General features: G+C 73.8%; 22 protein-coding genes, 3 pseudogenes and 1 riboswitch. Of the genes and pseudogenes, 8 read left to right on the top strand and 17 right to left on the bottom strand.

Translation table 11 applies throughout. The features are described 5' to 3' along the window. Nucleotides 1-62: 62 nt before the first annotated feature. Nucleotides 63-743: a fasciclin domain-containing protein gene (locus tag ABD832_RS40230; RefSeq protein WP_344907571.1), complete on the bottom strand. Its 681-nt coding sequence runs from the start codon at nt 741-743 to the stop codon at nt 63-65. Nucleotides 744-949: 206 nt separating this feature from the next. Here ABD832_RS40230 and ABD832_RS40235 point away from each other — a divergent pair, with 206 nt between their 5' ends. After that, nucleotides 950-1411 carry a PPOX class F420-dependent oxidoreductase gene (locus ABD832_RS40235; protein WP_344907574.1) on the top strand — a complete coding sequence of 154 codons (462 nt, stop codon included), beginning with the start codon at nt 950-952 and terminating at the stop codon, nt 1409-1411. Nucleotides 1412-1522: 111 nt separating this feature from the next. Here ABD832_RS40235 and ABD832_RS40240 read toward each other — a convergent pair whose 3' ends face one another. The 3 genes and pseudogenes from ABD832_RS40240 to ABD832_RS40250 form a co-directional block, all read right to left on the bottom strand. Continuing rightward, nucleotides 1523-2464 (bottom strand): FAD-dependent oxidoreductase, encoded by a 942-nt coding sequence (locus tag ABD832_RS40240; protein ID WP_344907577.1) that lies wholly within the window; start codon nt 2462-2464, stop codon nt 1523-1525. Nucleotides 2465-2567: 103 nt separating this feature from the next. Beyond that, nucleotides 2568-2747, bottom strand: a pseudogene (locus ABD832_RS40245) (NAD(P)-binding protein); the annotation flags it as partial. A 123-nt stretch (nt 2748-2870) separates the two neighbouring features. Beyond that, the gene (locus tag ABD832_RS40250) at nt 2871-3506 is read right to left on the bottom strand and encodes a hypothetical protein (RefSeq protein WP_344907580.1); all 636 of its coding nucleotides are present in this window, start codon (nt 3504-3506) and stop codon (nt 2871-2873) included. 17 nt (nt 3507-3523) lie between these two features. Here ABD832_RS40250 and ABD832_RS40255 point away from each other — a divergent pair, with 17 nt between their 5' ends. Further along, nucleotides 3524-3826 (top strand): hypothetical protein, encoded by a 303-nt coding sequence (locus tag ABD832_RS40255; protein WP_344907583.1) that lies wholly within the window; start codon nt 3524-3526, stop codon nt 3824-3826. On the opposite strand, the gene ABD832_RS40260 is transcribed toward ABD832_RS40255, so the two are convergent. The 5 genes from ABD832_RS40260 to ABD832_RS40280 form a co-directional block, all read right to left on the bottom strand. Continuing rightward, nucleotides 3762-4571 (bottom strand): VC0807 family protein, encoded by an 810-nt coding sequence (locus tag ABD832_RS40260; protein WP_344907586.1) that lies wholly within the window; start codon nt 4569-4571, stop codon nt 3762-3764. The genes ABD832_RS40255 and ABD832_RS40260 overlap by 65 nt on opposite strands. After that, complete coding sequence (locus tag ABD832_RS40265) at nt 4568-5179, bottom strand: TetR/AcrR family transcriptional regulator (protein WP_344907589.1); 612 nt, start codon at nt 5177-5179, stop codon at nt 4568-4570. Before ABD832_RS40265 ends, ABD832_RS40260 begins: the two co-directional genes overlap by 4 nt. A 101-nt stretch (nt 5180-5280) precedes the next feature. Further along, nucleotides 5281-6384, bottom strand: a complete 1104-nt coding sequence (locus ABD832_RS40270) for a Gfo/Idh/MocA family protein (RefSeq protein ID WP_344907592.1) — start codon at nt 6382-6384, stop codon at nt 5281-5283. Beyond that, nucleotides 6381-7130 carry a sugar phosphate isomerase/epimerase family protein gene (locus tag ABD832_RS40275; RefSeq protein ID WP_344907595.1) on the bottom strand — a complete coding sequence of 250 codons (750 nt, stop codon included), beginning with the start codon at nt 7128-7130 and terminating at the stop codon, nt 6381-6383. Before ABD832_RS40275 ends, ABD832_RS40270 begins: the two co-directional genes overlap by 4 nt. Nucleotides 7131-7218: 88 nt before the next feature. Next, nucleotides 7219-8247 carry an ROK family protein gene (locus tag ABD832_RS40280; RefSeq protein ID WP_344907598.1) on the bottom strand — a complete coding sequence of 343 codons (1029 nt, stop codon included), beginning with the start codon at nt 8245-8247 and terminating at the stop codon, nt 7219-7221. A 297-nt stretch (nt 8248-8544) separates the two neighbouring features. Between ABD832_RS40280 and pgm the strand changes: the two genes are divergently transcribed. Next, entirely contained in the window at nt 8545-10182 is a 1638-nt protein-coding gene (gene pgm, locus ABD832_RS40285) for a phosphoglucomutase (alpha-D-glucose-1,6-bisphosphate-dependent) (protein ID WP_344907601.1), read from the top strand. A gap of 48 nt (nt 10183-10230) precedes the next feature. Here pgm and ABD832_RS40290 read toward each other — a convergent pair whose 3' ends face one another. The 3 genes from ABD832_RS40290 to ABD832_RS40300 form a co-directional block, all read right to left on the bottom strand. Beyond that, nucleotides 10231-11106 (bottom strand): diacylglycerol/lipid kinase family protein, encoded by an 876-nt coding sequence (locus tag ABD832_RS40290; RefSeq protein WP_344907605.1) that lies wholly within the window; start codon nt 11104-11106, stop codon nt 10231-10233. Nucleotides 11107-11116: 10 nt separating this feature from the next. Further along, entirely contained in the window at nt 11117-11683 is a 567-nt protein-coding gene (locus tag ABD832_RS40295; RefSeq protein WP_344907608.1) for a hypothetical protein, read from the bottom strand. Between the two features lie 159 nt (nt 11684-11842). Further along, nucleotides 11843-12409 (bottom strand): NADPH-dependent FMN reductase, encoded by a 567-nt coding sequence (locus tag ABD832_RS40300; RefSeq protein ID WP_344907611.1) that lies wholly within the window; start codon nt 12407-12409, stop codon nt 11843-11845. 524 nt (nt 12410-12933) lie between these two features. Here ABD832_RS40300 and ABD832_RS40305 point away from each other — a divergent pair. The 5 genes and pseudogenes from ABD832_RS40305 to ABD832_RS40325 all read left to right on the top strand — a co-directional run bounded on the left by ABD832_RS40305 (nt 12934) and on the right by ABD832_RS40325 (nt 20896). Then, nucleotides 12934-13992: a LacI family DNA-binding transcriptional regulator gene (locus ABD832_RS40305; RefSeq protein ID WP_344907614.1), complete on the top strand. Its 1059-nt coding sequence runs from the start codon at nt 12934-12936 to the stop codon at nt 13990-13992. A gap of 217 nt (nt 13993-14209) precedes the next feature. After that, on the top strand, nt 14210-16024 hold the full coding sequence (locus ABD832_RS40310) for a glycoside hydrolase family 3 protein (RefSeq protein WP_344907619.1): 1815 nt from the start codon (nt 14210-14212) through the stop codon (nt 16022-16024). A 26-nt stretch (nt 16025-16050) separates the two neighbouring features. Then, entirely contained in the window at nt 16051-16950 is a 900-nt protein-coding gene (locus tag ABD832_RS40315) for a MurR/RpiR family transcriptional regulator (protein WP_344907623.1), read from the top strand. A 158-nt stretch (nt 16951-17108) separates the two neighbouring features. After that, nucleotides 17109-17184, top strand: a riboswitch (S-adenosyl-L-homocysteine riboswitch). Nucleotides 17185-17343: 159 nt separating this feature from the next. After that, nucleotides 17344-19752: pseudogene (gene metH, locus ABD832_RS40320) on the top strand (methionine synthase); the annotation flags it as partial. Between the two features lie 325 nt (nt 19753-20077). Next, nucleotides 20078-20896, top strand: a complete 819-nt coding sequence (locus tag ABD832_RS40325; protein ID WP_344907927.1) for a vitamin B12 dependent-methionine synthase activation domain-containing protein — start codon at nt 20078-20080, stop codon at nt 20894-20896. A 51-nt stretch (nt 20897-20947) separates the two neighbouring features. Here ABD832_RS40325 and ABD832_RS40330 read toward each other — a convergent pair whose 3' ends face one another. From ABD832_RS40330 to ABD832_RS40345, 5 genes and pseudogenes are all read right to left on the bottom strand, one after another. After that, complete coding sequence (locus ABD832_RS40330) at nt 20948-21475, bottom strand: N-acetylmuramic acid 6-phosphate etherase (protein ID WP_344907626.1); 528 nt, start codon at nt 21473-21475, stop codon at nt 20948-20950. 67 nt (nt 21476-21542) lie between these two features. Further along, nucleotides 21543-22013 (bottom strand): annotated as a pseudogene (locus ABD832_RS42480) (hypothetical protein); the annotation flags it as partial. A gap of 68 nt (nt 22014-22081) precedes the next feature. Continuing rightward, nucleotides 22082-23164 carry a GNAT family N-acetyltransferase gene (locus ABD832_RS40335; RefSeq protein WP_344907628.1) on the bottom strand — a complete coding sequence of 361 codons (1083 nt, stop codon included), beginning with the start codon at nt 23162-23164 and terminating at the stop codon, nt 22082-22084. A gap of 44 nt (nt 23165-23208) precedes the next feature. Then, complete coding sequence (locus ABD832_RS40340; protein WP_344907630.1) at nt 23209-24219, bottom strand: ABC transporter ATP-binding protein; 1011 nt, start codon at nt 24217-24219, stop codon at nt 23209-23211. Next, complete coding sequence (locus tag ABD832_RS40345; RefSeq protein WP_344907633.1) at nt 24216-25598, bottom strand: ABC transporter ATP-binding protein; 1383 nt, start codon at nt 25596-25598, stop codon at nt 24216-24218. The genes ABD832_RS40340 and ABD832_RS40345 overlap by 4 nt, the downstream gene beginning before the upstream one ends. Nucleotide 25599 lies beyond the last annotated feature (1 nt).

Genomic DNA, 25599 nt, shown 5'->3' on the forward strand with positions numbered 1-25599 from the left:
ATCGGGATCCGGCCGGCGTCGCGGCCCGGCCGGTCAGGCCGCGGCCGCCTCGGACGTCGTGGTCACTTGGGCATGAGCACCGTGTCCACCAGGTAGACGACGGCGTTGGAGGTCTGGACGTTGCCACAGACGATCTTGGCGTCGTTGACCGTGTACTCCTGACCGGATCCCTGGACGGCGAGCGTGCCGCCCTGCATGGTGGTCAGCTCGCCGTCGGCGAGGTCCTGCTGGGTCTTCTTCCCTTCGACGACGTGGTAGGTCAGGAGCTTGGTGAGCTGCTCCTTGTCGGCCAGGACCTTGTCGAGCGTGTCCTTCGGGATCTTGTCGAACGCGTCGTTGGTCGGCGCGAAGACCGTGATGTCCTTGGCGGAGTTGAGCGTCTCGGTCAGGCCGGCCTGCTCGATCGCCTGCGAGAGCGTGGACAGTTCGGGGTTGGACGCGGCCGCGGTGGCGACCGGCTGGGTGGCCATCTCGGCCGGGCTGCCCGGCCCGCTGGTGGGCAGGGACGCGCAGGCGGGGCCGAACGGTTCGCCCGCTGCGCCCGCCGACGGCGAGGCGCCGTCCGTGGGCATGACGGAATCCGTGGGCGAGGGGCTCTCCACCGGCGGGGAGGCCATGTCCGTGGGAACCGGCGTCGGCGAGAGCGTGCGGGCGAAGGCGCCGGTCCCGGCCTCGGCGGCGACGGGGGCGGCGGTCAGCGCGAGCACGGTCAGGGCCGATGCCAGAAGAGACTTCTGCTTCACGGTTATCTCCTTGTTCGGGCGGATGAGCCGTCGGGCCCGGAGGGGTCCCGAACCGCTCATGTGCTGTATTGGAGATCAATTCCCTGAAATTTGATGACAAATGCCCCATTAGAACACTCTTGACCACATATCTCCCAAGAAAGATAGCTATTTTCCATTCGTCGGGGCGTGAATACGGGTTCGTCCCACCCACGTACAGTGGGAACATGAGCCCCAGGATCGCCACGAACGACGTCGTCTCCCGTGACCGCCTGCTGGAGTTCCTCCGCGACCGCCACCGCGCGCTGGTCATCACGTCACGGCGCGACGGCAGGCCGCAGGCGTCCCCGGTGACCTGCGGTCTCGACGCCGAGGGCCGCGTCGTGGTGTCCACCTACCCCGAGCGCGCCAAGGTCGTCAACGTGCGCCGCGACCCCCGGGTGAGCGTCGTGGTCCTGTCGGACGACTTCGACGGCCCGTGGGTGCAGGTGGACGGCACGGCCGAGATCCTCGACCTGCCCGAGGCGCTCGAACCGCTGGTCGAGTACTACCGGTCGATCTCCGGTGAGCACCCCGACTGGGCGGAGTACCGCGAGGCCATGACCCGGCAGGGCAAGTCGCTGCTGCGCGTCACCCCGGAGCGCTGGGGCCCGATCGCCACCGGTGGTTTCCCGGCCCGTCTGGCCTGAGCCCCGCGCTCACCCCCGCCCGGCGTTCACCCCCGCCTCGCGTTCGCCACAGCCCGGTGTTCACCACCACCCCGCGTTCACCACCGCTCGGCGTTCACCACAGCGCCGCGTTCACCACTGCTCGGCCAGTACGGCGTCCGCCGCCCTTCGCCCGGAGACCAGGGCGCCCTGCTGCGAGCCGGTGTCGCGGTGGTCACCGCACACGTAGCGGCCCGGCCCGAGGCGGACCGGGTGGCGCATCGAGAACGGCGGCGTCATCGCGGGCAGCGCCCCCTCGACCGCGTACGTCGCCAGGTGCTCCCAGCCCGAGGCGTCGGCGTCGTAGATCTGCGACAGCCGCTCCCGTACCCGGGGCTCGTCGGCGTCGGAGAGGATCCCCAGCACCGACGTGGAGATCAGCGCGCGGCCCGGCGGGGCGTACGCGGGCGCGGTGTTGCTGATGACCAGGGTGTCGGTGATCTCCCCCTGCACGTCCACGAACTGGGTGGCGTCGTCCGTGGGCGGGCGGAAGGCGGCGTGGTAGAAGGTCGTCACCGAGCGCATCCGCGGGATCTCCAGCCCCGGGCAGAGCGCGGCGGCCATGGCGGGGTCGGTCGCCACCACCACGGCGCGGGCCGGGATCGTGCCGCCCCCGGCCGTCTCCACCCCCTCCTCGGTCACCGCGATGACCGGGGTCTCCAGGGTGATCGCCTCCTCGGGCAGGCGCGAGGCGAGCTGACGGGTGATCTCGCCCATGCCGAGCGCGGGCACCGCGATCGTGCCGCGCGCGAAGGAGCGCCAGATCAGGTGGAAGAAGCGGCTGGAGGTCTCCAGCTCGCGCTCCAGCACCACGCCCGCGAGGAAGGGACGGAGCAGCTTCTCCACCATCTTGGGCGAGACGCCCCAGTGCTTCAGCTCCTCCAGCGTGGTGCGCTCGCGCCCGGCGCGCAGCCTGCTCGGCGGCAGCACGATGTCGCGGGTGGTCAGCGCGGCCAGGACGGCCTTGTCCACCGGGGTGCCCACGTCGGCCAGCACCCCGCTGAACGCCTGGCTCGGGTGGCGCCAGGGCAGCATGAGCCGCTCCCGCCGTCCCCCGGTCGAAGGAGATCACCCCCGACGGGATGGCGCGCAGGTCCAGGGCACCGAGGTCGAGAACCCGGGCGGCCTCGGGGTAGGCGGTGTTGAACACCTGGAAGCCGCGGTCCAGCCGGAAGCCGTCCACGACGTCGGTGCGCACCCGGCCGCCCACCTCGGCCGCCGCGTCCACGACGCGCACGTCCACCCCGGCCGCGCGCAGCCGAAGGGCGCACGCGAGACCGGCCAGGCCCGCGCCGACGACGATCACCGTGTCCGGCATGACAATCCCCCTGAGTCCGCGACCTCACGGCTCCGGCGGATCCGGGAACCGTCGCCTGTGTCTTCGGACGGCGGGCGTCCGGGGTTGCGCCCGCCGCCCGTTCTTCACGGGCTTCCCCGGGCCCTACCCCAGCTTCACGGTGATCTCTCCCCCGAGCCGGAACCCGCCGGTCAGCTCCAGGTCGTCACCGCTCCAGAACCGGCCCGGGTCGTACCAGTTCGGGCGACGCCCTCCGGGCAGCAGGCCCATCGCCTCGTAGGTGACCGCGACGACCTCGGCGCAGTACGCGCTCTCCAGGGCACTGTCCTGCGCGGACCGCCGGAGGAGCGTGGGCACCCGCCCCCTCAGCCAGCGGCCGGCGAGCCTGCTGGTGGACGGGAAGGGGGTGCCGTCCAGGCGCGCGACCGTGCGCAGGACGGCGTCCTCCATCTCCCGGGGAGGCTCCGGTGACAGCTGCCGCAGCCAGCCGCGCTGGCCGTAGCGGGTGGCCCAGACCGTGACGGCGTCGCGCAGGTCGTGCAGCTGGACGCCGCGCTGGTGGGTCCCCGACCACAGGTCGGGCAGCGACCGCCCCAGCTCGGCGTGCCACATCAGCGGGGGCATGTCGTCGATGACGACCGACATGCCGACGTGGTTCACCGGGCTGTTGGTCACGGTCTGGATGGCGCGATCGGGCACCGTTCGGCCGCGGAACAGCCACACGTCGCCGGTGCGGGTCAGGTTGACGGCCTCATCGAGGCTGATGCTCTTGCCGGACATTCCGATAGCGTAGGCACATGCGATGGTGGAAGGTACTGGGTCTGGCCGGTGTCGCGGGGGTCGCGGCCACGGGCGTGGTGATCGCGCGGGCGGAGCGCCGCCGCCAGGCCTACACTCCCGACGAGATCCGCACCCGTCTGCGCGCCCGGCTGGAGGAGCCGCCCGAGGACGACCTCAAGCCCGCCGACGCCCCCGCCGGCCTCTCCGCCGGCGCCTTCTCCGACATGCCCGCGGCCCCGGGGGACCGCCGGTCGCTCAGCGGACGTCTGCGGGACCGTGCGGACCGGCTGCGGTCCCTGCTGCGGCGGGAGGGCGGGTGACCGGTCCGGGCACGCTGCCCGCGGGCTCGTGCGGGACGTCCCCGGGCCCGCGGTGCGGCACGGGTCCGGGCGCGCTCTCCCCGGTCTCCCCCGCGCCGTCCCGCAACGGGCGGTAGAGCGCCGAGCGAGGGTCGTGCAGCCCGGCGTACGCCTGGTAGACGTTCATGATCACCAGCATCAGGACCGAGAAGATCGCGTACTGCGCGCCGCCCAGCCCGACGGCCAGGTCGATCGGGAGGGTCAGGGCGACCACCGCCCGGACGGCCGCGTCGGCCAGTGCCCCGATCCCCCAGACGCACGTGGAGACGCGCCATATACGCCGGAAACGCGGCGAGGTCTCCCACAGCTCGTCCCAGGACGCGCGCCTGTCGCCGGTCCGGCCCTCCAGCAGCGGCCGGGAGAACCGCAGCGCCAGCGGGCTCGGCCCCCGCGCGGTGGCCAGGAACCAGCCACCGGCCACGACCATCAGCAGGGCGCCCTTGAGGAGCAGCAGCCTCGGGTCGTTCCCGACGAACGACAGCGCCGCGCTCAGCAGCATCAGGCCCGTCATGAACAATCCGACGGAGTCCAGGCGGCGCTCCCTGACGAGGGTGACCACCATCCCGGTCCCGGGCACGAGGGAGCTGACCACCAGGGAGGCGACGTAGCCGACGCCCGCCGCGCGCAGGCCGTAGTAGAGCCCGATGGGCAGCACGAAGTCCACCAGCATCAGCACGGCCGCGGTGCGACGGCGGCTCGCGCTCATCTCCCGCTCCGGGTGGCCAGGTCGAAGATGGTCACCAGCTCGGCGGCGTAGCGGGCGGTGTCGACGTCCGCGCCGCTCTCCAGCAGGAAGGGCAGCCCGTCCACGGACCGCTGGATGCTCATCGCCATCACCCTGGGCTCGAAGTCGCGGAACTCGCCCTCCCGCTGCCCCCAGCGCAGGATCTCCTCGATGTGCGACAGGACGCCCAGGTCGACGGCGACGTCGTAGGAACTCCCGCCGTTCCCGGGACGGTGGTTGACGAAGATCTCGTACAGCGCCCTCATCCGGGCGCGGTGGGTCGCGATGAACTCGACGGTCCCGGTGATGTAGGCCCTGATCGTCCCGGCGGCCGTCGTCTCCGCCCGGAGCCGCGCGGACATGAAGTCCCCTATCTCGCCGTGGATCTGGGCGACGATGCGGGCCATCAGCTCGTCCTTGCCGCGGAAGTGGTACGAGATCAGGCGGGTGCTGCTGAGCCCGGCCCGCTCGGCGATGCGGGTGAAGGACGCGTGCCCGTAGCCCAGCTCGGCGATGGTCTCGACGGCCGCCTCCACGATCTGCGCGCGCCGGGCGACGGCCGCGGGACTCGGAGGCCTTGTTACTTGCATGAGTAAAAAGTAACTCAAGTGAGTAACGGCCGCAACGGCGCGCGGCACGGGCCGGGCCCCGTCCTGTGGATCGGCGAGGCCCGGCGTCCGCGCGTCCGGGGTCAGCCGAACCGGATCGCGGCCGGGTCCCACCCCCGCGGCAGCGGTTCCGGCACCGGGCAGTCGCTGCCGACCTCCACGAACTCGGCCCGTTCCGCGGACTCGGCGATGGCGATCATCGTGTCCAGGACGTGCAGGCCCAGCTCGCCGGTGGCGCGGTGCGGCCGTTTCCGGCGGACGGCCTCGGCCATGTCGAGCACGCCGAGACCGCGACCGGCCTCGGTGCCCTCGGTGGGCACCGGCGTCCAGTCGTCGTCGCCCGCCCGGCGCAGCAGGACCTCACCGCCGAAGGTGTTGGGGTCGGGCACCCGCATGGTGGCCTCGGTGCCGGTGATCTCGATGAACCCGGTCCGGTGGAGCGGCGAGTCGAAGGTGAACACCATCGTGGCGGCCTGCCCCCCGGCGAACTCCACGAGCGTGGTCACATGGGTCGGGACCTCGACGGGGAACCGCGTCCCGGCCCTGGGGCCCGAGCCGACGACCCTCTCGTCCCTGGCCCTGCGGCCGACGGCGGCCACCCTGCGCGCCGGGCCGAACAGGGTCGTCAGCGCGGTCAGGTAGTAGGGGCCCATGTCGAACAGCGGCCCGGCCCCCGGCTGGAACAGGAACTCCGGGCTGGGGTGCCACGACTCGGGCCCCGGTCCCTGGAACAGGGTCAGCGCGCTGAGCGGCGTGCCGATGCCGCCCTCGGCGACGACGCGGGCCGCGGTCTGCAGCCCGGCGCCCAGGAAGGTGTCGGGCGCGCTGCCCAGCAGCACCCCGGCCGACGCCGCGGCCTCGACCAGCACCGCGCCGGACTCCCGGTCCGCCGTGAACGGCTTCTCGTTGTAGACGTGGCGCCCGACCCGGACCGCGGCCAGCGCCACCCGCGCGTGCGCGGACGGGATCGTGAGGTTGACGACCAGCTCCACGTCGGGGTGGGAGATCACCTCCGACGAGGTGGCGGCCACCGGCACGCCGTACCGCGCGGCGACCTCGCGGGCGCGCTCCAGGTCGAGGTCGGCGCAGGCCACCACCCGCACGCCCGGGAAGGAGACGAGGTTGGCCAGGTACTGGTGGCTGATGGTGCCGCAGCCGACGATCGCCACGCCGAGGGGTCCGGTCACCGGCTCACCCGTCCGGTCGCGACCAGGTCCGTCAGGTAGGCGTGGCTGTCGGCGAGCGCGCGCAGCATGTCACCGGCGCAGTGGTCGAGCTCCACGATCCGCACCGCGTCCGGCGCGGCCCTCAGGGCCTCGACGACGGGCACCCGGCCCGCCCCGACCGCCGTCATCGGCCCCTCCCGGGTGGCGGGGCCGTCCTTGACGTGCAGGTGGCTCACCCGGGTGCCCAGCCGGGCCAGCAGCTCCGCCGGGTCGACCCCGCCGGTCGCCGCCCAGTAGATGTCGACCTCCAGCAGCACCGAGGGGTCCAGCAGGTCGGCCAGCACCTCCAGGGCGGGGCGGCCGTCCACCCGCTGCTCCAGCTCCCACCAGTGGTTGTGGTAGCCGAGGCGCAGGCCGTGGTCGGCGGCCTCGCGGGCCGCCTCGCCGATGCGCGCGGCCGCCAGCTCCACCCCCTCCCGGTCGGCGAACCACTCGCCGGGCGCCGCGGGCACGATGACGGTGTCCGCGCCGACGGTGACCGCCGCGGCCAGCGCCGCCGCGCGCCCCTCGTCGAGCAGCGGGGCGTGCACGCTGCACACGGTGAGCCCGGCCTCGGCGAGCTCGTCCCGCAGCCCCTCGGGGTCGAGGTGGGCGTCGTAGGGCTCGACCGCGCCGTACCCCATCTCTGCGATCGCGCGCAGCACGGCGGGGCGGCCGGTGGCCGCCTCCTCCCGTACGGAGTAGAGCTGGACGGCGAGTGGGCTCATGGGCACGGTCCCTTCGGCGTTCTGGATCCTGGATCCGACCTGCGTCGGTGGTCTTCTCCTTCGGAGACGTCCGGCCCGCCCGCGGGGTTCACTGCTCCGCGGGGGTCCGGTCCGCGGGCGGGGTCCTCGCCGCGGCGGGCAGGACCAGGGCGGCGGCCCCGTACAGCCCGGCGTCGCGTCCCAGCGAGGTGCCGGCGACGGTCATGCGGCGCAGGAAGCCGAGGCCCGCCTGCTTGGCGACCGCCTGGCGCAGCGGGGCGAGCAGGGTCTCGCCGGCCCCGGACACACCGCCGCCGATGACGACGTCGTCGATGTCGAAGAGCGCGCCGGTGGTGAGGATGCCGACGGCCAGCGCGTCGGCGGCCCGCTGGAAGGCCGTCCGCGCGACCGGGACGCCGCGCTCGGCGTCCCGCGCGAGCGCCCGCGCGTCCGGGGCCGGTCCGGCCGGGCTCCAGCCGTTCGCCAGCGCCCAGCGGACCATGCCGGGGCCGCTGGCGACCACCTCCAGGCAGCCGAACGCGCCGCACGGGCACGGCTCGCCGTCGCGGTCCACGCAGATGTGCCCGATGTGCCCGGCGTTCCCGGTCGGTCCCAGGTACGGCACGCCGTCGAGGACGAGCCCGCCCCCCACGCCGGTGGAGACCACGATGCCCAGCAGGGCCCGGGAGCGTGAGCCGTGCCCGCCCCGCCACCACTCCCCCAGCGCCATGCACTGCCCGTCCCCGGCCAGCGCGACGGGGACGCCGGGAAGGAGCGCGCTCACCGCCCCGACCAGCGGGAACTCCCGCCAGGAGGGGATGTTGACCGGGCTCACCGTGCCCGCGACGGCGTCGAGGGGCCCCGCGGAACCGATGCCCACCCCGATCAGGCCCGCGGCGGGACCGGCGAGGCCGCCGGGTCCGTCCGGCCGCCCGGGTCCACCGGGTCCGCCGGGTCCGCTGGAGCCACCGGGTCCGTCCGGGTCCCGCAGGCCCGCCACCTCGCGGACCAGCGCGGCCAGGGTCGCCGAGGGGTCGGGGCCGACCGGCGTCTCCAGCCTGCGCGTCATGGTCCCGTCCGGCCCGACCAGCGCCGCGGCGAACTTGGTGCCCCCGATGTCGATCGCGAGGGCGGTCATCCCCGGCCCCCCGGGACGCTCGGCACGGTGGTAAGGCGGGCGGCCGGGGCGGGCGCGTGACTGGGCAAGGGAATCCTCCGGCTGCCGAGGGTCGTGAGACGTTCTCCTGCCCGACGAGCGGGCAAACAGGCTGACGGTACGACGGCGATGACAACGTTGTCAACGATGTGCCGGAGGGACGGTGGGGACACCCGCCTGCAGGAGGGCAGGGACAACGAAAGAATGCGGTGGGTTGCCGAGACCTGTCCGGATTCAACGTGGATACGGTTAGCTCAGGAGCGATGTGAGGAGATTGCGATGACGCACGAACGCGCGGGGCGGCCCGCCGAACCGTCCGACCTGGTCGACGTTGCCCGCCTGGTGACCTCCTACTACTCCCTGCACCCGGACCCGGGCGAGGTCGGCCAGCGGGTCGCCTTCGGGACGTCGGGGCACCGGGGCTCCGCGCTGAACGTGGCGTTCAACGAGGACCACATCCTCGCGACCAGCCAGGCCATCGTGGAGTACCGGGCGGCGCAGGGCGTCGACGGCCCGCTGTTCCTGGGCGCCGACAGCCACGCGCTCTCGGAACCGGCCCGGGTGTCGGCGCTGGAGGTCTTCGCCGCCAACGGCGTGACGGTCATGATCGACGACCGGGACGGCTACACCCCGACCCCGGCGGTCTCGCACGCGATCCTGGCGTACAACCGCGACCGGACGACCGGGCGGGCCGACGGGGTGGTGGTGACGCCCTCGCACAACCCGCCGGGCGACGGCGGCTTCAAGTACAACCCGCCGCACGGCGGCCCGGCCGACACCGACGCCACCTCCTGGATCCAGGACCGGGCCAACGCGCTGATCGCCGGCGGCCTGAAGGAGGTGCGGCGGATCCCCTACGCCAGGGCACTGGCCGCCGACACCACCGATCGCTACGACTTCCTCGGCCGCTACGTCGACGACCTGCCCTCGGTGGTCGACCTGGACGCCGTCCGGGGGGCGGGGGTGCGCATCGGCGCCGACCCGCTGGGCGGGGCGAGCGTCGCCTACTGGGGCGAGATCGCCGAGCGGCACCGGCTCGACCTAACGGTGATCAACCCGCTGACCGACCCGACCTGGCGGTTCATGACCCTCGACTGGGACGGCAAGATCCGGATGGACTGCTCGTCGCCGTACGCGATGGCGTCGCTGATCTCCAACCGGGACGCCTTCGCCGTCTCCACGGGCAACGACGCCGACGCCGACCGGCACGGCATCGTCACCCCCGACGGCGGGCTGATGAACCCCAACCACTACCTCGCCGTGGCCATCTCCTACCTGTACTCCCACCGGCCCGGCTGGCCCGCGGACGCCGGGGTCGGCAAGACGCTGGTCAGCAGCGGCATGATCGACCGGGTGGCCGCCGACCTGGGCCGCCGGCTGATGGAGGTACCCGTCGGGTTCAAGTGGTTCGTACCGGGACTGCTGGACGGCTCGCTCGGCTTCGGCGGCGAGGAGAGCGCGGGGGCGTCGTTCCTGCGGCGGGACGGCTCGGTGTGGACCACCGACAAGGACGGCCTGATCCTGGCGCTGCTCGCCGCGGAGATCATCGGCACCACCGGCCGCTCGCCGAGCGAGCACTACGGCGACCTGACGGCCAGGTTCGGCGACCCGGCCTACGCCCGCGTCGACGCCCCCGCCACCCGGGAGGAGAAGGCGGTGCTCGCCAAGCTCTCGGCCGAGCAGGTCACCGCGGACACCCTCGCCGGGGAGCCGATCACGCAGGTGCTCACCTCCGCCCCCGGCAACGGGGCCGCCCTGGGCGGGCTCAAGGTCTCCACCGGGAGCGCCTGGTTCGCGGCCCGTCCCTCCGGCACCGAGGACGTGTACAAGATCTACGCGGAGTCCTTCAAGGGGCCCGAGCACCTGGCCCGCGTGCAGCAGGAGGCCCGCGACCTGGTCTCGGCCTCGCTGGGCTGATCCCGGAGCCGCCCCCGGGCCGGTGACCGGCCCGGGCGGCCCTCGGGCTCAGGCGAACATGCGCCAGGCCCCGGGCACGACCGTCCAGCGGCGCCGGCCGACATGGCCGGTCAGCTCGCCGTCGGCGTTCACCGGGACGGGCTCGCCCTGCACGGTCACCTCCCTGCCGCGTACGGTCACCACGTCGCGCAGCGTGGGATGGGTGCCGCGGCGCAGGTGGAGGGCGTAGACGAGCCTGTTCAGCGGGCCGGTCGCCAGCGAGACGACGACGTCGGCCATGCCGTCGTCCGGCCTGGCCCGGGGGGTCAGCGGGGTGCCGCCGCCGATGGTGATGCCGTTGCCGAGGCCGACCATGAGCACCTTGCGCCCGCCGTCCAGGCGCCTGCCGTCCACGGTGACGCGCAGCCTCCAGCCGGGGCTGCGCACACCGGCCAGCAGCGCGCCCACCGAGTACGCGATCCGCCCGAGCACCGGCTTGAGCGGCGTGGCCTGCTCCGACGCCTCGGCGCCGATGCCGAGGTGGACCACGTTGACCACGACGCCGCCCTCGTCGTCCACCATCAGGTCGAGCGGGCGGGGCCGTCCGGCGAGCACGATGCGGGCGGCCTCGGCGGGGTCGAGCGGGGTCTTCGTGCCGCGGGCGAAGTCGTTGCCGGTGCCCAGCGGGACGAGGCCCACGGTGCGCTCGCCCAGCTCGCCCCTGCGGTGCAGGGTGGCGACCACCACGTGCAGCGTGCCGTCGCCGCCCAGGACGACCACGTCCCTGCCGGGGCAGGCGTCGAGCATCTCGTCCAGGTCCTTCTGTCCGGCGGGCGCCTCGACCACGTCGGCGCCGCCGTCGCGGAGCGTCCGCAGGGCCGCGTTCCTGGCGTCGTCGCCGGCGCTCCCCGCGTGCTCGTTGTAGATCGCCAGCAACTCGGCCATGTCGCTCCTGTCACTCCTCAGCGTGATCGTCGCTACGGTCCTGCCCACGCGGGCCCCGATCACGCCGGTTCCGGTCCAGCCGCCACCGGCGCAGGGCCACCCAGGCGCCGCACACGACGCCGATCAGCACGGCGATGACGTGGACGACGCCGACACTCGTGTCGGAGGTGTAGCCGTTCCCCGCGACGAGGATCGCCATGAGCAGCGCGGCCAGCAGTGCCGCGCCCACCCCGCTCACGAGGCCGAGCCATCCGGCCCTCAGCGCGAGCGACAGGGCGCTCAGCGAGCGGGGCGCCGGTGTCAGGACGCCCATCAGGCGGCCCACCACCAGCTCGGGGTCGTCGTCGACCGTACCGGCGACGAGCTGCACGGTCGTCCCGCCCCGTTCCGGCTCGCTCAGGCAGATCCAGCGGCGGCCGTCCAGGAAGACGGTGGCGCCTCCCATGCCCGGGACGGTCAGCCAGATGAACGGGCTGCCCTCGGGGAACGCCCTGACACCGTGCCTGGCCATCGGCGCGTGCAGGTCGATCGCCGCGCCCAGGGCCCGCAGCGCCATCTCCTGGCCGGATATCCCCATGGCCGCCTCCCCTCCCTCGTCCACTTCGTAACGTGTGACGCGACGGTTGCCGGGGGAGGGGCCTGCCCGTCGCGGGGCCCGGCCGGCAGGTTCACCGGCCGGGCGACGGCCCGTGGGGGGCCGGGACCCGCGGGTCCCGGCGGACGGCGGGGCCGGGTCTCACCCGGGGGATCCGCTGAGGGAGGGGCGGCTCGCGGACCGGGCCTGCGAGCAGACCTCGTCGAGCATCCGGCGGAGCCGCTCGCGGTGGTCGCGGTCGGTGAGCCTGCCCTCGGTGTCGAACGGCTCGGGCGGCGGGCCCGACGGTGAGATCAGCAGCTCCGCGCCGTGCACCACGGCTCCGGCCGCGCCCAGGGCGCGTCCGAGCTGGATCTGCGTCCACATCGCCTCGTGCGCGCGCGGGCAGGCGGTCACCACGCCCACGGGCTTGCCCACCAGCACCGCCCCGCCGCGCGCGGACGCCACCCAGTCCAGGGTGTGCCCGAGCTGGGCCGGGAGGGTGCTGTGCGCCGGGGCGGCGATCAGCACACCGTCCGCGGCGGAGAGACGGTGCCACAGGTCGCTCACCGGCCGTGGGAGCTCGCCGTCCTCGAAGGGAGGAACCTGCTCCAGGCCGGACCAGATCTCGAAGTCAACCGTCGCGGGCAGCTCCCGGGCCGCCGCCTCCAGAAGCCTCCACACGTAGGCCCCCGGCAGGAGGCTTCCCGCGATCCCGACGATCCTCATCCCAGGCCCCATCTCTGTCGCGTCATCGCGACGTCATGAGCGAGGGAGATCCGACTCCGGCCGAGCGGCCGCGCGCCCGCGGCCGTCCGGCCCGGACCCCCTCCGAACTCGTTGAAAACCGCTGCACGGCGCCACCGTGCCGTGATGGCGCGAGTCCGTCCGGGCCGCCCTGGAGATCGCGGCCACCGAGGCCCCCGGGACGGCGGCCACGCCCTCCCGGGCCGGTGCCGCGAGAGCGGTGCCGGCGAACCTCACACTCCATCACATCCGAGCCCTGCCCCCGGTGAGGGAGGACGAACATGATCGGTCACATCCTTCGCGAAAAATATGGTCATCGCTCCGCCAAGGACGGCGTGGCCGGTCGGCCCCCGGGCCGCGCCCGCGCTAACGGGCCGGGCCGCGCTGCGTGGATCGGGCTCCGGTACGGACCCCCGGCCCCCGGCGGCCACGGAGATCACCACCGGATCCGGGATCGTCCGGAAAGCCCGAGGGAGAGCGCTCTCCAAGCGTGCTATAAAGCTTCCATGAGCAGCGAGGATCCCCAGCCGGCCCCGGCGTCGCCCACCCTGGAGGACGTGGCCCGGGTGGCGGGGGTCTCCCGCGCGACCGTCTCGCGCGTGATCAACGGGATCCGCAACGTCGACCCGGAGATCCAGGAGAAGGTACGCCAGGCCGTCGCCACCACCGGGTACGTCCCCAACAGGGCGGCCCGCTCGCTCGTCACCCGCAGGACCGGCTCGATCGCCCTGGTGGTCTCCGGGGCGGGGGGCGAGGGCGGGGCGGAGGACCCCTTCCCCAGCCGGGTCTTCGGCGACCCGTTCTTCGGCCGGGTGGCGAGCGGCGTGCTCGGCTTCCTGCGGCCCAGAGGCATGCACCCGGTCCTGATGCTCGCCGAGACCGCCGAGGCCCGCGAGCAGGTGATCTCCTACCTGCGGCAGGGCAACGCCGACGGCGCGCTCCTGGTCTCCACCCACCCCGCCGACCCGATGCCGAAGCTGCTCGTCGACGCGGGGGCGCCCGCGGTGCTGTTCGCCAGGCCGTCCAGGCCGACCCCGATCAGCTACGTCGACCTCGCGCACCGGACGGGCGGGGCACTGGCCGCCGACCACCTCGTCTCCCTGGGCCGCCGCCGCGTCGCGACGATCACCGGCCCCCTCGCGCTGCCCGCGGGCCAGGACCGGATGGCCGGCTTCCAGGAGGCGATGGCCAGGCACGGCCATCCCTACGTCCCCGTGGTGGAGGGCAACTTCACCCACGACAGCGGGGAGGCGTCGATGCAGCGACTGCTGGCCGAGCACCCGGACGTCGACGGGGTGTTCGTCGCCAACGACCTGATGGCGCAGGGCGCCCTGGTGGCCCTGCGCGAGGGGGGACGCCGGATCCCCGAGGACGTGGCCGTGATCGGTTTCGACGACAGCAGCGTCGCCCTCGCCTGCCGCCCCCAGCTGACCACGGTCCGCCAGCCGATGGAGGACATGGCCGCGGAGATGGCGCGCCTGCTCCTCGCCCACATCGAGGAACCCGACCGGCGCGCGACCTCGGTCATCTTCGAACCCGTCCTGGTGGTACGCCAGTCCGCCTGACGACGACCGCTCCCCCGCTCCCCCGCTCCCCCGTTTCCCCGCTTCTCCCGCGCCCGGCGGCGCCTCCCGCGCGCCCGGCGGGTCAGCACCGGTCACAGGTCGCGGCTCGCGACGGCAAAGACGGCAGAAAGCTACTGGACCGACATTTGGCGTGAAGGAAAATACCCTTGACGGACGGTGGTCCTGAGGCGCGTCGCGCGACGGAGAGGGGGACCGGATGTCCCACCGCAGCTCCGGCCTGGCGCGATCGGCCATGACCGTCCTGCAGCCCGGTTTCGCGGGCACCGAGCCTCCCACCTGGCTGCGCCGGGCCCTCGCCGACGAGGGTCTCGGCGGCACCGTACTGTTCGCGCGCAACCTGCCCGACCCCGCCCGGACGGCCGGCCTGGTCGCCCGGCTGCGCGCGGAGAACCCGGCCGTGGTGATCGCGGTGGACGAGGAGGGCGGGGCGGTCACCCGCCTGCAGGCCACGACCGGGAGCTCCTGGCCCGGCAACCGGGCGCTGGGCGTGGGGGACGACGTCGAGCTGACCCGGCTGGTCGCCCGGGAGATCGGGCACCTCCTTCGCACGGCCGGGATCACCCTGGACTACGCCCCGGTGGCGGACGTGGACGCGGGCCCGCACAACCCGGTGATCGGGGTGCGCTCCTTCGGTTCCGATCCCGGTCTCGTGGCCCGGCACACCGCGGCCTGGGTCTCCGGGCTCCAGGGGACCGGGGTGGCCGCCTGCGCCAAGCACTTCCCGGGCCACGGCGGCACCGTCACCGACTCCCACCTGGCCCTGCCCACCGTGCACGCCTCCCTGCGGCTCCTCGCCGAGCGCGACCTGCCGCCCTTCCGCGCCGCGGTGGCCGCCGGGGTACGGGCGATCATGTGCGGGCACCTGCTGGTACCGGCGCTCGACCCGGACCGTCCCGCGACGTCGAGCCGGCGGATCATGACCGGGCTGCTCCGCGAGGAGCTGGGCTTCGACGGCATGATCGTCACCGACGCCATCGAGATGCGCGCCGTCGCGGCCCGCCATCCACCCGGTGAGATCGCGGTCCGTGCCCTGGTGGCCGGTGCGGACGCGATCTGCGCCGGTGTCTCCTCACCGGACGGCCGGAGCGTGTACGCGCTGCGCGACGCGATCATGGACGCCGTACAGGAGGGAAGGCTGCCCGAGGAACGGCTGGCCGAGGCGGCCGCGCGGGTGCTCGCCCTGTCCGCCTGGCACGCCGGGAACACCGGGAACGGCGGGAACGGCGGGAACGGCGGGAACGGCGATGACACCGTCGCGCGGGCGGGGGCCGGTACCGGGTGGGGCGCGGGAGACCCGGAGGGGGAGGAACTCGGCCTGAGAACGGCCCGCGCGGCCATGCGGGTGACCGTCAGGGACACCTCGCCGGAACCGTCCGCGCAGGGACCGTCCGGCTCGCGTCCCTCCGGACCGGGGCCGGAAGCGGCGTCCGGGGTGGAGGTGCGACCGGGGCGGGAACCGGTGCTGTCCGCTCCCCCGCTGGTCGTCGCCATCGCCCTGCGCGGCGATCGGACGGCCGCCCCGGCCCCGGTGGACCCGGCGGAGCAAGCGGAAGCGAACCCGGCGGAGCGAGCGGGACCGGAGGAGCCGACGGAGCGAGCAGGACCGGATCCGGCGGAACGAGCGGGAGCGGAGGACCCGGCCGGACCCCCCGCCCTCGCCGGGCTCCTCGCCGAACCGGCCGCGCCCACCGAGGCGATCAGGCTCACCGCGATCGCCGACGCCCTCGCGGAGGTGCTGCCCGGGACCGTGGGGCACACCGTCACCGCGCGATCACCACGGCTGCCCGACCTCGGCGGCCCGGAGCGTCCCCTCGTGCTGGTGGTGCACGACGTCCGGCTGCACCCCTGGGCCGGGGAGCTGCTGGCGCGGGCCCTGGCGCTCCGTCCCGACGCCGTGGTGGTCGAGACGGGACTGCCCGGGGAGCCCGCCGGAGCGGTGTACGTGACCACGAACGGCTTCTCGCGTGCCTCGGCCCGCGTCCTCGCCCGCCGGTTGACCGGTGGCGAATAGGCTGGCCCCGACGCGAAAGGTGTTCCATGAACGTCCCCGACGAGTCCGCGCCGGCGAACCCGGTGGCAACGGTGAGGGCCGTCCTGCCCTCGCTGACCCCGGCCGCCCAGGCCATCGCCCGCCTCATCCTCGACGATCCCGGCATGGTGGCGCGGAGCACCATCACCGAGTTCAGCGCGGCCTCGGGGACCAGTGAGGCCACGATCGTGCGCACCGCCAGGGCCCTGGGCTTCGCCGGTTACTCCCAGCTCCGCTTCGCGCTGGCCGCCGCGGTGGCCAGGCACGAGCCCGAGCGGCTGATCCCCGGCGACCTCGGCCCCGACGACCCGCTGACCGACGTGATCGCGAAGGTGGCCAGGGCCGAGTCGCAGGCGCTGGCCGACACCGCGGCGCAGCTCGATCCCGTCCGGCTGGGCGCGGTGGTGGAGGCCGTGGCCGGGGCACGCAGGGTCGACGTCTACGGGGTCGGCGCGTCCGGGCTGGTCGCGGCCGACATGGCGCAGAAGCTGATGCGGATCGGCCTGCCCGCCCACGCGTTCGCCGACGCGCACCTGGCGCTGACCAGTGCGGCGCTGGCGCGCCCGGAGGACGTCGCGGTGGCGATGAGCTGTACCGGGGAGACCCCCGACGTGCTGGCGCCCGTGCGCGTCGCGCGCAAGGCGGGCGCGACGACGGTGGCGATCACCAACAACCCGCGCTCGACGCTGGCCGAGCTGGCCGACCACGTCCTGGTCTCGGCGGGCCGGGAGACGGCCTTCCGCCCGGGGGCGCTGGCCAGCAGGATCAGCCAGCTCCTGATCGTCGACTGCATCTTCGTCGGCATCGCCCAGCGGACGTTCGAGACCTCGGACGCGGCGTTGCGGGCCACCCGGGAGGCGATCGAGGGCTTCAGGGCCGACCCGCGCCGCAGGAGCAGGCCGTCCTGAGGCCGCTCTCCCGCCCTTCCCGGGAGGGGCCGAAAACAACCACGGAAGCGTCCTGGATCCCCGGAAAGGGCGGCCGAGCCGGGGTTCCCGGGAGAATAGGGCAGGCCGGAAGAACCGATTTCTGGCGCCGCCATGGGCTTTTGGGTACCCTCGATGACGAAGTCGAGAGGCGCTGCAACGGGTCCGTGACCCGCCACGCTCGACCTCCATGTTCACCAAGGGCGCCTCCCGATCATGGGAGGTGGTCCAATGAACGATTCTTCGAACCATGACGCCGGGCAGGTCCTCACCGAGGGCGGTCACACCGGTGCCGCGACGGCCTCCGAGCGCGTACGGGCCCTGCGGGAGCTCCTCGACCGGCGGATCGCGGTGCTCGACGGGGCCTGGGGCACGATGCTGCAGGGCGCCTCGCTCACCCCGGACGACTACCGCGGCGACCGTTTCCTTGATCACCCGCGCGACGTGACCGGTGACCCGGACCTGCTGAACCTGACGCGTCCCGACGTCATCCTCGACATCCACCGCCAGTACCTCGCGGCGGGCGCGGACATCACCACCACGAACACCTTCACCGCGACCTCCATCGGCCAGGCCGACTACGGGCTGGAGTCGCTGGTCCACGAGATGAACCTGCGCGCCGCCCAGCTGGCGCGCCAGGCCGCGGACGAGGCGGGCGGGCGCTTCGTGGCCGGTTCGATCGGCCCGCTGAACGTCACGCTCTCGCTCTCCCCCCGCGTCGAGGACCCGGCCTACCGGGCGGTCTCGTTCGACGAGGTCCGCGCCGCCTACGCCGAGCAGATCCGGGCGCTGGACGAGGGCGGGGTCGACCTGCTGCTGATCGAGACGATCTTCGACACGCTCAACGCCAAGGCAGCGGTCGCCGCCGCCCGCGAGGTCGCCCCGCACCTGCCGCTGTGGATCTCGGTGACGATCGTCGACCTGAGCGGGCGCACGCTGTCCGGGCAGACCGTCGAGGCGTTCTGGAGCGCGATCAGGCACGCCGACCCGCTGGTGGTCGGGGTGAACTGCTCGCTGGGCGCGGAGCAGATGCGCCCGCACGTCGCCGAGCTGGCGCGCTTCGCCGACACCTACACGGCCAGCCACCCCAACGCGGGCCTGCCCAACGCGTTCGGCGGGTACGACGAGAAGCCCGAGGAGACCGCGGCGCTGCTGGGCGAGTTCGCCACCTCGGGGATGGTCAACATCGTCGGCGGGTGCTGCGGCACCTCCCCCGCCCACATCGCGAAGATCGCCGCCGCGGTGTCCGGCCTGCCGCCCCGGCAGATCGCGCAGCCGCCGGCCCGTACCCGCTTCAGCGGCCTGGAGCCCTTCGAGATCGGCCCGGACACCGGGTTCGTCATGATCGGGGAGCGCACCAACGTCACCGGATCGGCGCGTTTCCGCCGCCTGATCGAGGGGGGCGACCACCAGGGCGCCGTCGACGTCGCGCTGGAGCAGGTACGCGGCGGGGCCAACCTGCTCGACGTCAACATGGACGCCGACCTGCTCGACAGCGTGCAGGCGATGACGACCTTCCTGAACCTGATCGCGACCGAGCCTGAGGTCGCCCGCATCCCCGTCATGATCGACAGCTCGCGGTGGAGCGTGCTGGAGGCCGGGCTCAAGTGCGTGCAGGGCAAGGGCGTCGTCAACTCGATCAGCCTCAAGGAGGGCGAGGGCCCGTTCCTGGAGCAGGCGCGGATCATCCGGGACTACGGCGCCGGCGTGGTCGTCATGGCCTTCGACGAGGAGGGCCAGGCCGACACCGTCGAGCGCAAGGTCTCGATCTGCGCGCGCGCCTACGACCTGCTGACGCAGAAGGTCGGGTTCCCGGCCGAGGACATCGTGTTCGACCCCAACGTGCTCGCGGTCGCCACCGGCATCAGCGAGCACAACGGGTACGCCAAGGCGTTCATCGAGGCGTTGCCGCTGATCAAGGAGCGCTGCCCGGGGGCGCGGACCAGCGGGGGCATCTCCAACCTGTCGTTCTCCTTCCGCGGCAACGACGTCGTGCGCGAGGCCATGCACTCGGCGTTCCTCCTGCACGCCGTGCGGGCCGGCCTCGACATGGGCATCGTCAACGCCGGGCAGCTCACGGTCTACCAGGACATCCCCGCGGACCTGCTGGAACTCGTCGAGGACGTGATCTTCGACCGGCGTGAGGACGCCACCGACCGGCTCGTCTCCTTCGCCGAGACGGTGAGCGGCTCGGCCACGCGCCGGGTCGTGGACCTGGCCTGGCGGGACGCGCCGGTGGAGGAGCGCCTGTCGTACGCGCTCGTGCACGGCATCGTCGACTTCATCGAGGCCGACACCGAGGAGGCCCGCCAGAGCAGGGCGCGTCCCCTGGAGGTGATCGAGGGCCCGCTGATGGACGGCATGAAGATCGTGGGCGACCTGTTCGGGGCGGGCAAGATGTTCCTGCCGCAGGTGGTCAAGAGCGCGCGGGTGATGAAGCGCTCGGTCGCCTACCTGGAGCCGTACATGGAGGCGGAGAAGGAGCTGGCGCGGCAGGAGGGGCGCGCCGAGACCGAACGCGGCCAGGGCAAGGTGGTGCTCGCGACCGTCAAGGGCGACGTGCACGACATCGGCAAGAACATCGTGGGCGTCGTCCTGGGCTGCAACAACTACGAGGTCATCGACCTGGGGGTGATGGTCCCGGCCTCGGTCATCCTGGACACCGCGATCGCCGAGGGCGCCGACGTCGTCGGGCTCTCCGGGCTGATCACCCCGTCGCTGGACGAGATGGTCACCGTCGCCGCGGAGATGCAGCGCCGCGGGATGAAGCTGCCGCTGCTGGTCGGCGGCGCCACGACCTCGCGCCAGCACACCGCGGTCCGCATCGCCCCCCGCCTACGACAACACCACGGTGCACGTGCTCGACGCCTCCCGCGTCGTCGGCGTGGTCTCCGACCTGCTGGACGGCGACCGGGCCCAGGAGCTGGACGCGAGCAACCGCACCGACCAGGAACGCCTGCGCGACCAGTACGCGAGCAAGCAGCGCACCGCCCTGCTGACCGTCGAGCAGGCCCGCGCGAACCGCGAGCGGGTCCCGTTCGACGAGCTGCCGGTCCCCGACTTCACCGGCGTGCGCGTCGTGGAGCCGGACCTGAACGACCTCCGCGCGATGATCGACTGGCAGTTCCTCTTCCTGGCCTGGGAGCTGAAGGGCAAGTACCCGGCGATCCTGGACCAGCCGGTGGCGCGCGAGCTCTTCGACGACGCCAACACCATGCTCGACCAGATCATCGCCGAGGGGAGCTTCCAGGCCCGGGGAGCGTACGGGTACTGGTCCGCCCGCTCCGAGGGCGACGACATCGTGATCGACGACCCGGCGGCCGGTCCGGACGGCCTGCGGCTGCCGATGCTGCGCCAGCAGACGGTCAAGCCCGAGGGCCGGCCCAACCGGTCCCTGGCCGACTACGTGGCCCCGGCCGGGGACCACCTGGGCGGGTTCGCCGTGGCCGTGCACGGCGCCGAGGAGCTCGCGGCCGTCCACGAGGCCCGGCAGGACGACTACCGGGCGATCATGGTGAAGGCCCTGGCCGACCGGCTGGCCGAGGCGTTCGCCGAGTACATCCACCTCGAGGCGCGGCGGGCCTGGTACGAGCCGGACGCCGATCCCAGGATCGAGGACCTGCACGCCGAGCGGTTCCGCGGCATCCGTCCCGCGCTCGGCTACCCGGCGAGCCCGGACCACAGCCAGAAGCAGGACCTGTTCGACCTGTTGGAGGCCGAGAAGCTCGGCATGGGGCTGACCGAGTCGTTCGCGATGACCCCGGCGGCCAGCGTCAGCGGGCTGCTGTTCGCCCACCCGGCGTCGCGGTACTTCACCGTGGGGCGCATCGGCAGGGACCAGGTGGAGGACTACGCGCGGCGGCGGAACATGAAGCTCTCCGAGATCGAGCGCTGGCTGCGTCCCAACCTCGCCTACGAGCCCGAGTAGTCCGGACGCGGACGCCCCGGGAACGCACACCCGGGGCGTTCCGTGACGACGTCAGGCGCCGTCGCGGCCGGCGGCCTCCATGGCCGCCTCCAGCCGGTCGCCGTGCCGCTCCAGCAGCAGCCGGGCCCCGGCCGCGTCGAGACCGTGCTCGATCATGAGCACCGCGGTCTTCACGTGCCACCCGGTGGCCTCCAGGGTGGCACGCGCCACCGCCGAGGCCGCGCCGGTGAGGTCGCCGACCATCCGGGCGGCCCGGTCGGCCAGCTTGGAGTTCATCGCGGACACCTCGATCATGGTGTTGCCGTGGGTCCTGCCGAGCCGGACCATCGTGATCGTCGAGATCATGTTGAGGACGAGTTTCTGCGCGGTCCCGGCCTTGAGCCTGGTGGAGCCGGTCACCACCTCGGGGCCGACGATCACCTCGATGGGGTGCAGCGCGGCCTCCGACAGCGGGGTGCCGGGGTTGCAGGAGATCGCGGCGGTCAGGGCGCCGCGCCGGCTCGCCTCGGCGAGCGCGCCGAGCACGAAAGGCGCCCGCCCGCTCGCGGAGACGCCCACCACGGTGTCGAGCGCGCCCACCCCCCCGCTCCGCCAGGACGGCGGCGCCTGCGGCGTGGTCGTCCTCGGCCCCCTCGACCGAGCGGGTCAGCGCCGGCGGGCCGCCCGCGATGACGCCCTGGACGAGCCCGGGGTCGGTGCCGAAGGTGGGCGGGCACTCGGAGGCGTCCAGCACGGCCAGCCGTCCCGACGTGCCCGCGCCCACGTAGAACAGGCGGCCTCCCGAGCGCATCCGGTCCACGATCGCGTCGATCGCGGCCGAGATGGCCGGGACCGCCTCGCCCACCGCGACGGGCACCGCGGCGTCCGCGGCGTTCATCAGCCGGGCCACCTGCTCGGTCGGGAGCCGGTCGATGTGGTCGTAGCGGGGGTCGCTCCGCTCGGTCGGCAACGCCGACAGGACGTCCCCGGCCGCCTGCGGGACACCGGTCGCCCGGGGGACACCGGTCGCCCGGGAAACGCCGGTCGCCGGCGGTGACCCGGGATCCGGGAGACCCGGGGTCGCCGAGGAGGCCGACGGGGCCGACGAGGTCGGGGAAAGGGCCGATGGATCAGTCATGACATCCCATGTCGCTGGTTCTGCCGTTCCGCCACGCTCGGGCAGGTGGTCGTCCTTCACGGGGCGCGTCACGGCCGCCTCCCCCGCCGCAGTCCCGTCCGTGGGTCCGTCGCCCTCGGGTCCGTCGTTCTTGGATCCGCCCTTCTTGGATCCGCTGGGTCCGTCCCGGTGGCCGTGCCCTCCGGCGTCAGGTCCCGGCGATAGAGCCAGAAGACCCGTTCGGCGTACGCGCCGAACGCGCGGGCGTAGAAGCCGAGCGGTCCGGCCCAGCCGATCTGGGCGCTCGCCAGGCCCGCCGCGCGCTGCTCGGCCAGGCAGCGGCGCGCGAGCACCCGGCCCACGCCCAGGCCGCGCGCGGCCGGCGCGGTACCCATCGGGCCGAACCAGGCGGGCCGCGTCCCCCAGGCGGCGAAGCCGAGGATCTCCCCGTCCCTGACGGCGTAGTGGCAGCCGGTGGCCCGCTCGGCCTCCCAGGCCCAGCCGTCGTGCCACTGCTCGGCGACGAAGGCGCGGACGGCGGCACGGTCACCGGGGGCCGCGGTGTGCACGGTGATCCCCCGATCCGCCAGTGACGCGAGGTCGGCCTCGGCGGACGGACCGGCGGACGGGTCGTCGGCGAGGTCGGCGGTCATGTTCCAGGCGACGTGGTAGCGCCGGTAGCCCAGGCTCTCGGCCAGGCAGGCGGCCGGGGTGTAGCGCACGTCGATGCCGGGCCAGGCGTAGCAGGGCGGGTTCCCGGCCAGCCGGACCTCGGCGGCCCCCCGGTCGCGCAGCCAGTCCTCGGCCGCGACGAGCAGCGCCCGGCCGAGCCCCGCGCCCTGGGCGGCGGGGCGCACGGCCAGCAGGTCGACATGGCCGACGCGCGGGTCGCGCCCGGACAGGGAGGCGAACACCGCTCCGTCGAGGTCGCGCGTCACCAGCGCCGTCCAGCGCCGGTCCGCGGGCGGCTCGGCGAGCCGGGCGACCAGGTCCGCCGCCTCGGCGACGTCGTGGACGAGCGCGTCCCGGGCGATCCCGGCGAGGGCCGCCGTGTCGTCCGTGCCGACCGTGTCGGCCGTGTCGGCCGCACCGGTCGCGCCTGCCAGGACGGCCTCGCGGACGGCGGGCGCCGCAGCGGCGCCTCGCGCACCGGAAGCGTTCCCGGACGGCATCCGCCCGCCGGAAGGACGCGTCTGCGGAGCGTTGCCCGCCGGGGTCACGACCGGCCCGCCGGGACGGCGACGACGTCGCGGGCGGCGGGGTGGAAGCAGGCGTGCTCCTGGGGCGTACCGCCGTCGTGGCCCAGTACGGGGTGTTCCGACTCGCAGCGCCCGGTGCGGAACGGGCAGCGTCCGGCGAACAGGCATCCGGCGTCGGTGCGGCTCTCGTCGTGCGGTCCGGTCGGCGTCACCACCTCCTCGCCGGGCCGCTCCAGGCCGTGCAGCACCGGGATGGCCGACAGCAGCGACTGGGTGTACGGGTGCACCGGGCCGGAGATGATCGTCTCGACGTGGCCGCGCTCGACGACCTGTCCCCGGTAGATGACGTACAGCTCGCCGTCGTCGCCGATGTAGCGGGCGGTGGCCACGTCGTGGGTGATGAAGAGCACGCTCACCCCCAGGCGCTCGCGCAGGTCCTTCAGCAGGGCCAGGATGCCCAGCCGCAGCGACACGTCGATCATGGAGACGGCCTCGTCGGCGACGAGCATCTCGGGGTCGACGGTGAGGGCGCGGGCGATGACCACCCGCTGGCGCATGCCCCCGGAGAGCTGGTGGGGGTAGCGGGACAGCACGTAGCCGGGGTCGAGCCCGACCAGCTCCAGCAGTTCCCGGGCGCGCCCGTCCGTCCACGCCCGTGACCGGCCGGTCTGCCCGGCCCGCAGCGAGAGCGGCGCGTCCAGCGTCTGGTGCACCGTCCGGGTCGGGTTGAGCGCGGAGTAGGGGTCCTGGTGGATGAGCTGGATGCGGCGGAAGTACGGCTGCCGCTGCTTCGGGCGCAGCGACGACATGGGGGTGCCGTCGATGGTGATCTCGCCGGAGTCGTGGGTCTCCAGCCCGGCGATGATCCGCCCGAGCGTCGTCTTGCCGCAGCCCGACTCGCCGATGAAGGAGGCCGCCCCGCCCTTGGGGATGGCGAAGTCGACGCCGCGCAGCGCCGGCACCTCCCGCCCGGCGAGCATGCTCCCCCGCTGCCTGAAGGTCTTCGTCACGCCCTGTCCGGTGATCACGCCTTCTCCTCCCCGTACCCGTACGCCCCGCCGTTCCGTCCGGCTCCCGCCGGGACCGCGGCGCGCTCTGAGCCCATGGAACTCGCGGAGCTCGTGTCGTCGGTCACGTCGAGCACGGCGCTGCGGCACCCGCTCCCCTCCGCGGCCCGCGCGGCGCTCCGGCCTGCGTCCCGGCCACCGGTGACACCGGTGCCCGTCCCCTCGGCCACGCCCGCGCCCGTCCCGTTCACAGAACCGTTCACGGGACCGTTCGCAGGGCCGGTCATCGCACCGTTGACCGGGCGGCCCGTCACCGCACCCGCGTCCGTCTCGGCGTCGCGGGCGGCGACGGCGTGGCAGGCCACGACCGATGCGCCGCGGGTGACCGCGGGCGGCTCCTCGGTCTCGCAGACGTCCATGCGCCACTCGCACCGTTCCCTGAAGACGCATCCCGTCGCCGGGACGGTGCCGAGCGTCGGCGGGCGGCCGGGCAGGGCCCTGGCTTCGCCGATGTCGCCGACCAGGCGCGGGATGGCCCGGATCAGGCCCTGGGTGTAGGGGTGGCGGGGGGCGCCGAGCACCTCGGCGGTCGGTCCCTGCTCCACCACCCGGCCGCCGTACATGACGGCCAGCCGGTCGGCGATCTCGGCGACCACGCCGAGGTCGTGGGTGATGACGAGCGTGGTCAGGCCGCGCTCCTCGTGGACCTCCCGGATGATCCGCAGGATCGTGGCCTGGGTGATCATGTCGAGGGCGGTCGTGGGCTCGTCCAGCACGACGAGGTGGGCGTTGAGGACCAGCGCGAGCATGATGCCGACCCGCTGGCGCATCCCGCCCGACAGCTCGTGCTGGTGGGAGTCGAGCACGCGCGCGCCGTCCATGCCCATCCGGCCGAGCAGGTCCCTGGCGTCCGCGACCAGCGCGCGCAGGTCCTCGATCCCGTGCGAGCGGCCCAGGTCGAGAAGCTGCTTGCCGACGGTCTTGAGCGGGTTGAGGGAGTTCTGGGCGGCCTGGAAGACGTACCCGATGTGGCGGCCCCTGGCGCTGCGCAGCGCGTCGCCCCGCAGCGCGGTGACGTCGCCGAGCCCGTCGATCTCCACGCCGCCCGAGCTGATCCTGCCGGGCGGCTGGACCGCGTTGAGCAGCGAGAGCGCCAGCGTCGACTTGCCCGACCCCGACTCGCCGACCACCCCGGTGATCGTGCCGGGGAGAAGCTCCAGGTCGACCCCGGAGACGGCGGGCAGCTCGCCCGCGCCCGTGCGGTAGACGACGGACAGGCCCCCGACGCGCACCCCGGGAGGCCCGTCCCTGCCCGCGTCCACGCCGGTCGCGCCGGTCGCGCCGGGGGACGGCCGCCCGCCCGGTGTCGCGGCCACCTTCTTCTCGGTACGTGCGAACATC

The organism is Streptosporangium longisporum (genome assembly GCF_039534895.1).
In the GTDB taxonomy this organism is placed as follows: domain Bacteria; phylum Actinomycetota; class Actinomycetes; order Streptosporangiales; family Streptosporangiaceae; genus Streptosporangium; species Streptosporangium longisporum.

Coding starts and splice junctions, on each gene's coding strand:
- ABD832_RS40250 (WP_344907580.1), bottom strand. CDS start 3,506: ATGTCCGGCAAGAGCATCAGCCTCGATGAGGCCGTCAACCTGACCCGC.
- ABD832_RS40255 (WP_344907583.1), top strand. CDS start 3,524: ATGCGATGGTGGAAGGTACTGGGTCTGGCCGGTGTCGCGGGGGTCGCG.
- ABD832_RS40335 (WP_344907628.1), bottom strand. CDS start 23,164: ATGCCGTCCGGGAACGCTTCCGGTGCGCGAGGCGCCGCTGCGGCGCCC.
- ABD832_RS40260 (WP_344907586.1), bottom strand. CDS start 4,571: ATGAGCGCGAGCCGCCGTCGCACCGCGGCCGTGCTGATGCTGGTGGAC.
- ABD832_RS40305 (WP_344907614.1), top strand. CDS start 12,934: ATGAGCAGCGAGGATCCCCAGCCGGCCCCGGCGTCGCCCACCCTGGAG.
- ABD832_RS40315 (WP_344907623.1), top strand. CDS start 16,051: ATGAACGTCCCCGACGAGTCCGCGCCGGCGAACCCGGTGGCAACGGTG.
- pgm (WP_344907601.1), top strand. CDS start 8,545: ATGACGCACGAACGCGCGGGGCGGCCCGCCGAACCGTCCGACCTGGTC.
- ABD832_RS40325 (WP_344907927.1), top strand. CDS start 20,078: ATGATCGACTGGCAGTTCCTCTTCCTGGCCTGGGAGCTGAAGGGCAAG.
- ABD832_RS40275 (WP_344907595.1), bottom strand. CDS start 7,130: ATGAGCCCACTCGCCGTCCAGCTCTACTCCGTACGGGAGGAGGCGGCC.
- ABD832_RS40290 (WP_344907605.1), bottom strand. CDS start 11,106: ATGGCCGAGTTGCTGGCGATCTACAACGAGCACGCGGGGAGCGCCGGC.
- ABD832_RS40240 (WP_344907577.1), bottom strand. CDS start 2,464: ATGCTGCCCTGGCGCCACCCGAGCCAGGCGTTCAGCGGGGTGCTGGCC.
- ABD832_RS40295 (WP_344907608.1), bottom strand. CDS start 11,683: ATGGGGATATCCGGCCAGGAGATGGCGCTGCGGGCCCTGGGCGCGGCG.
- ABD832_RS40345 (WP_344907633.1), bottom strand. CDS start 25,598: ATGTTCGCACGTACCGAGAAGAAGGTGGCCGCGACACCGGGCGGGCGG.
- ABD832_RS40280 (WP_344907598.1), bottom strand. CDS start 8,247: ATGACCGCCCTCGCGATCGACATCGGGGGCACCAAGTTCGCCGCGGCG.
- ABD832_RS40310 (WP_344907619.1), top strand. CDS start 14,210: ATGTCCCACCGCAGCTCCGGCCTGGCGCGATCGGCCATGACCGTCCTG.
- ABD832_RS40235 (WP_344907574.1), top strand. CDS start 950: ATGAGCCCCAGGATCGCCACGAACGACGTCGTCTCCCGTGACCGCCTG.
- ABD832_RS40265 (WP_344907589.1), bottom strand. CDS start 5,179: ATGCAAGTAACAAGGCCTCCGAGTCCCGCGGCCGTCGCCCGGCGCGCG.
- ABD832_RS40300 (WP_344907611.1), bottom strand. CDS start 12,409: ATGAGGATCGTCGGGATCGCGGGAAGCCTCCTGCCGGGGGCCTACGTG.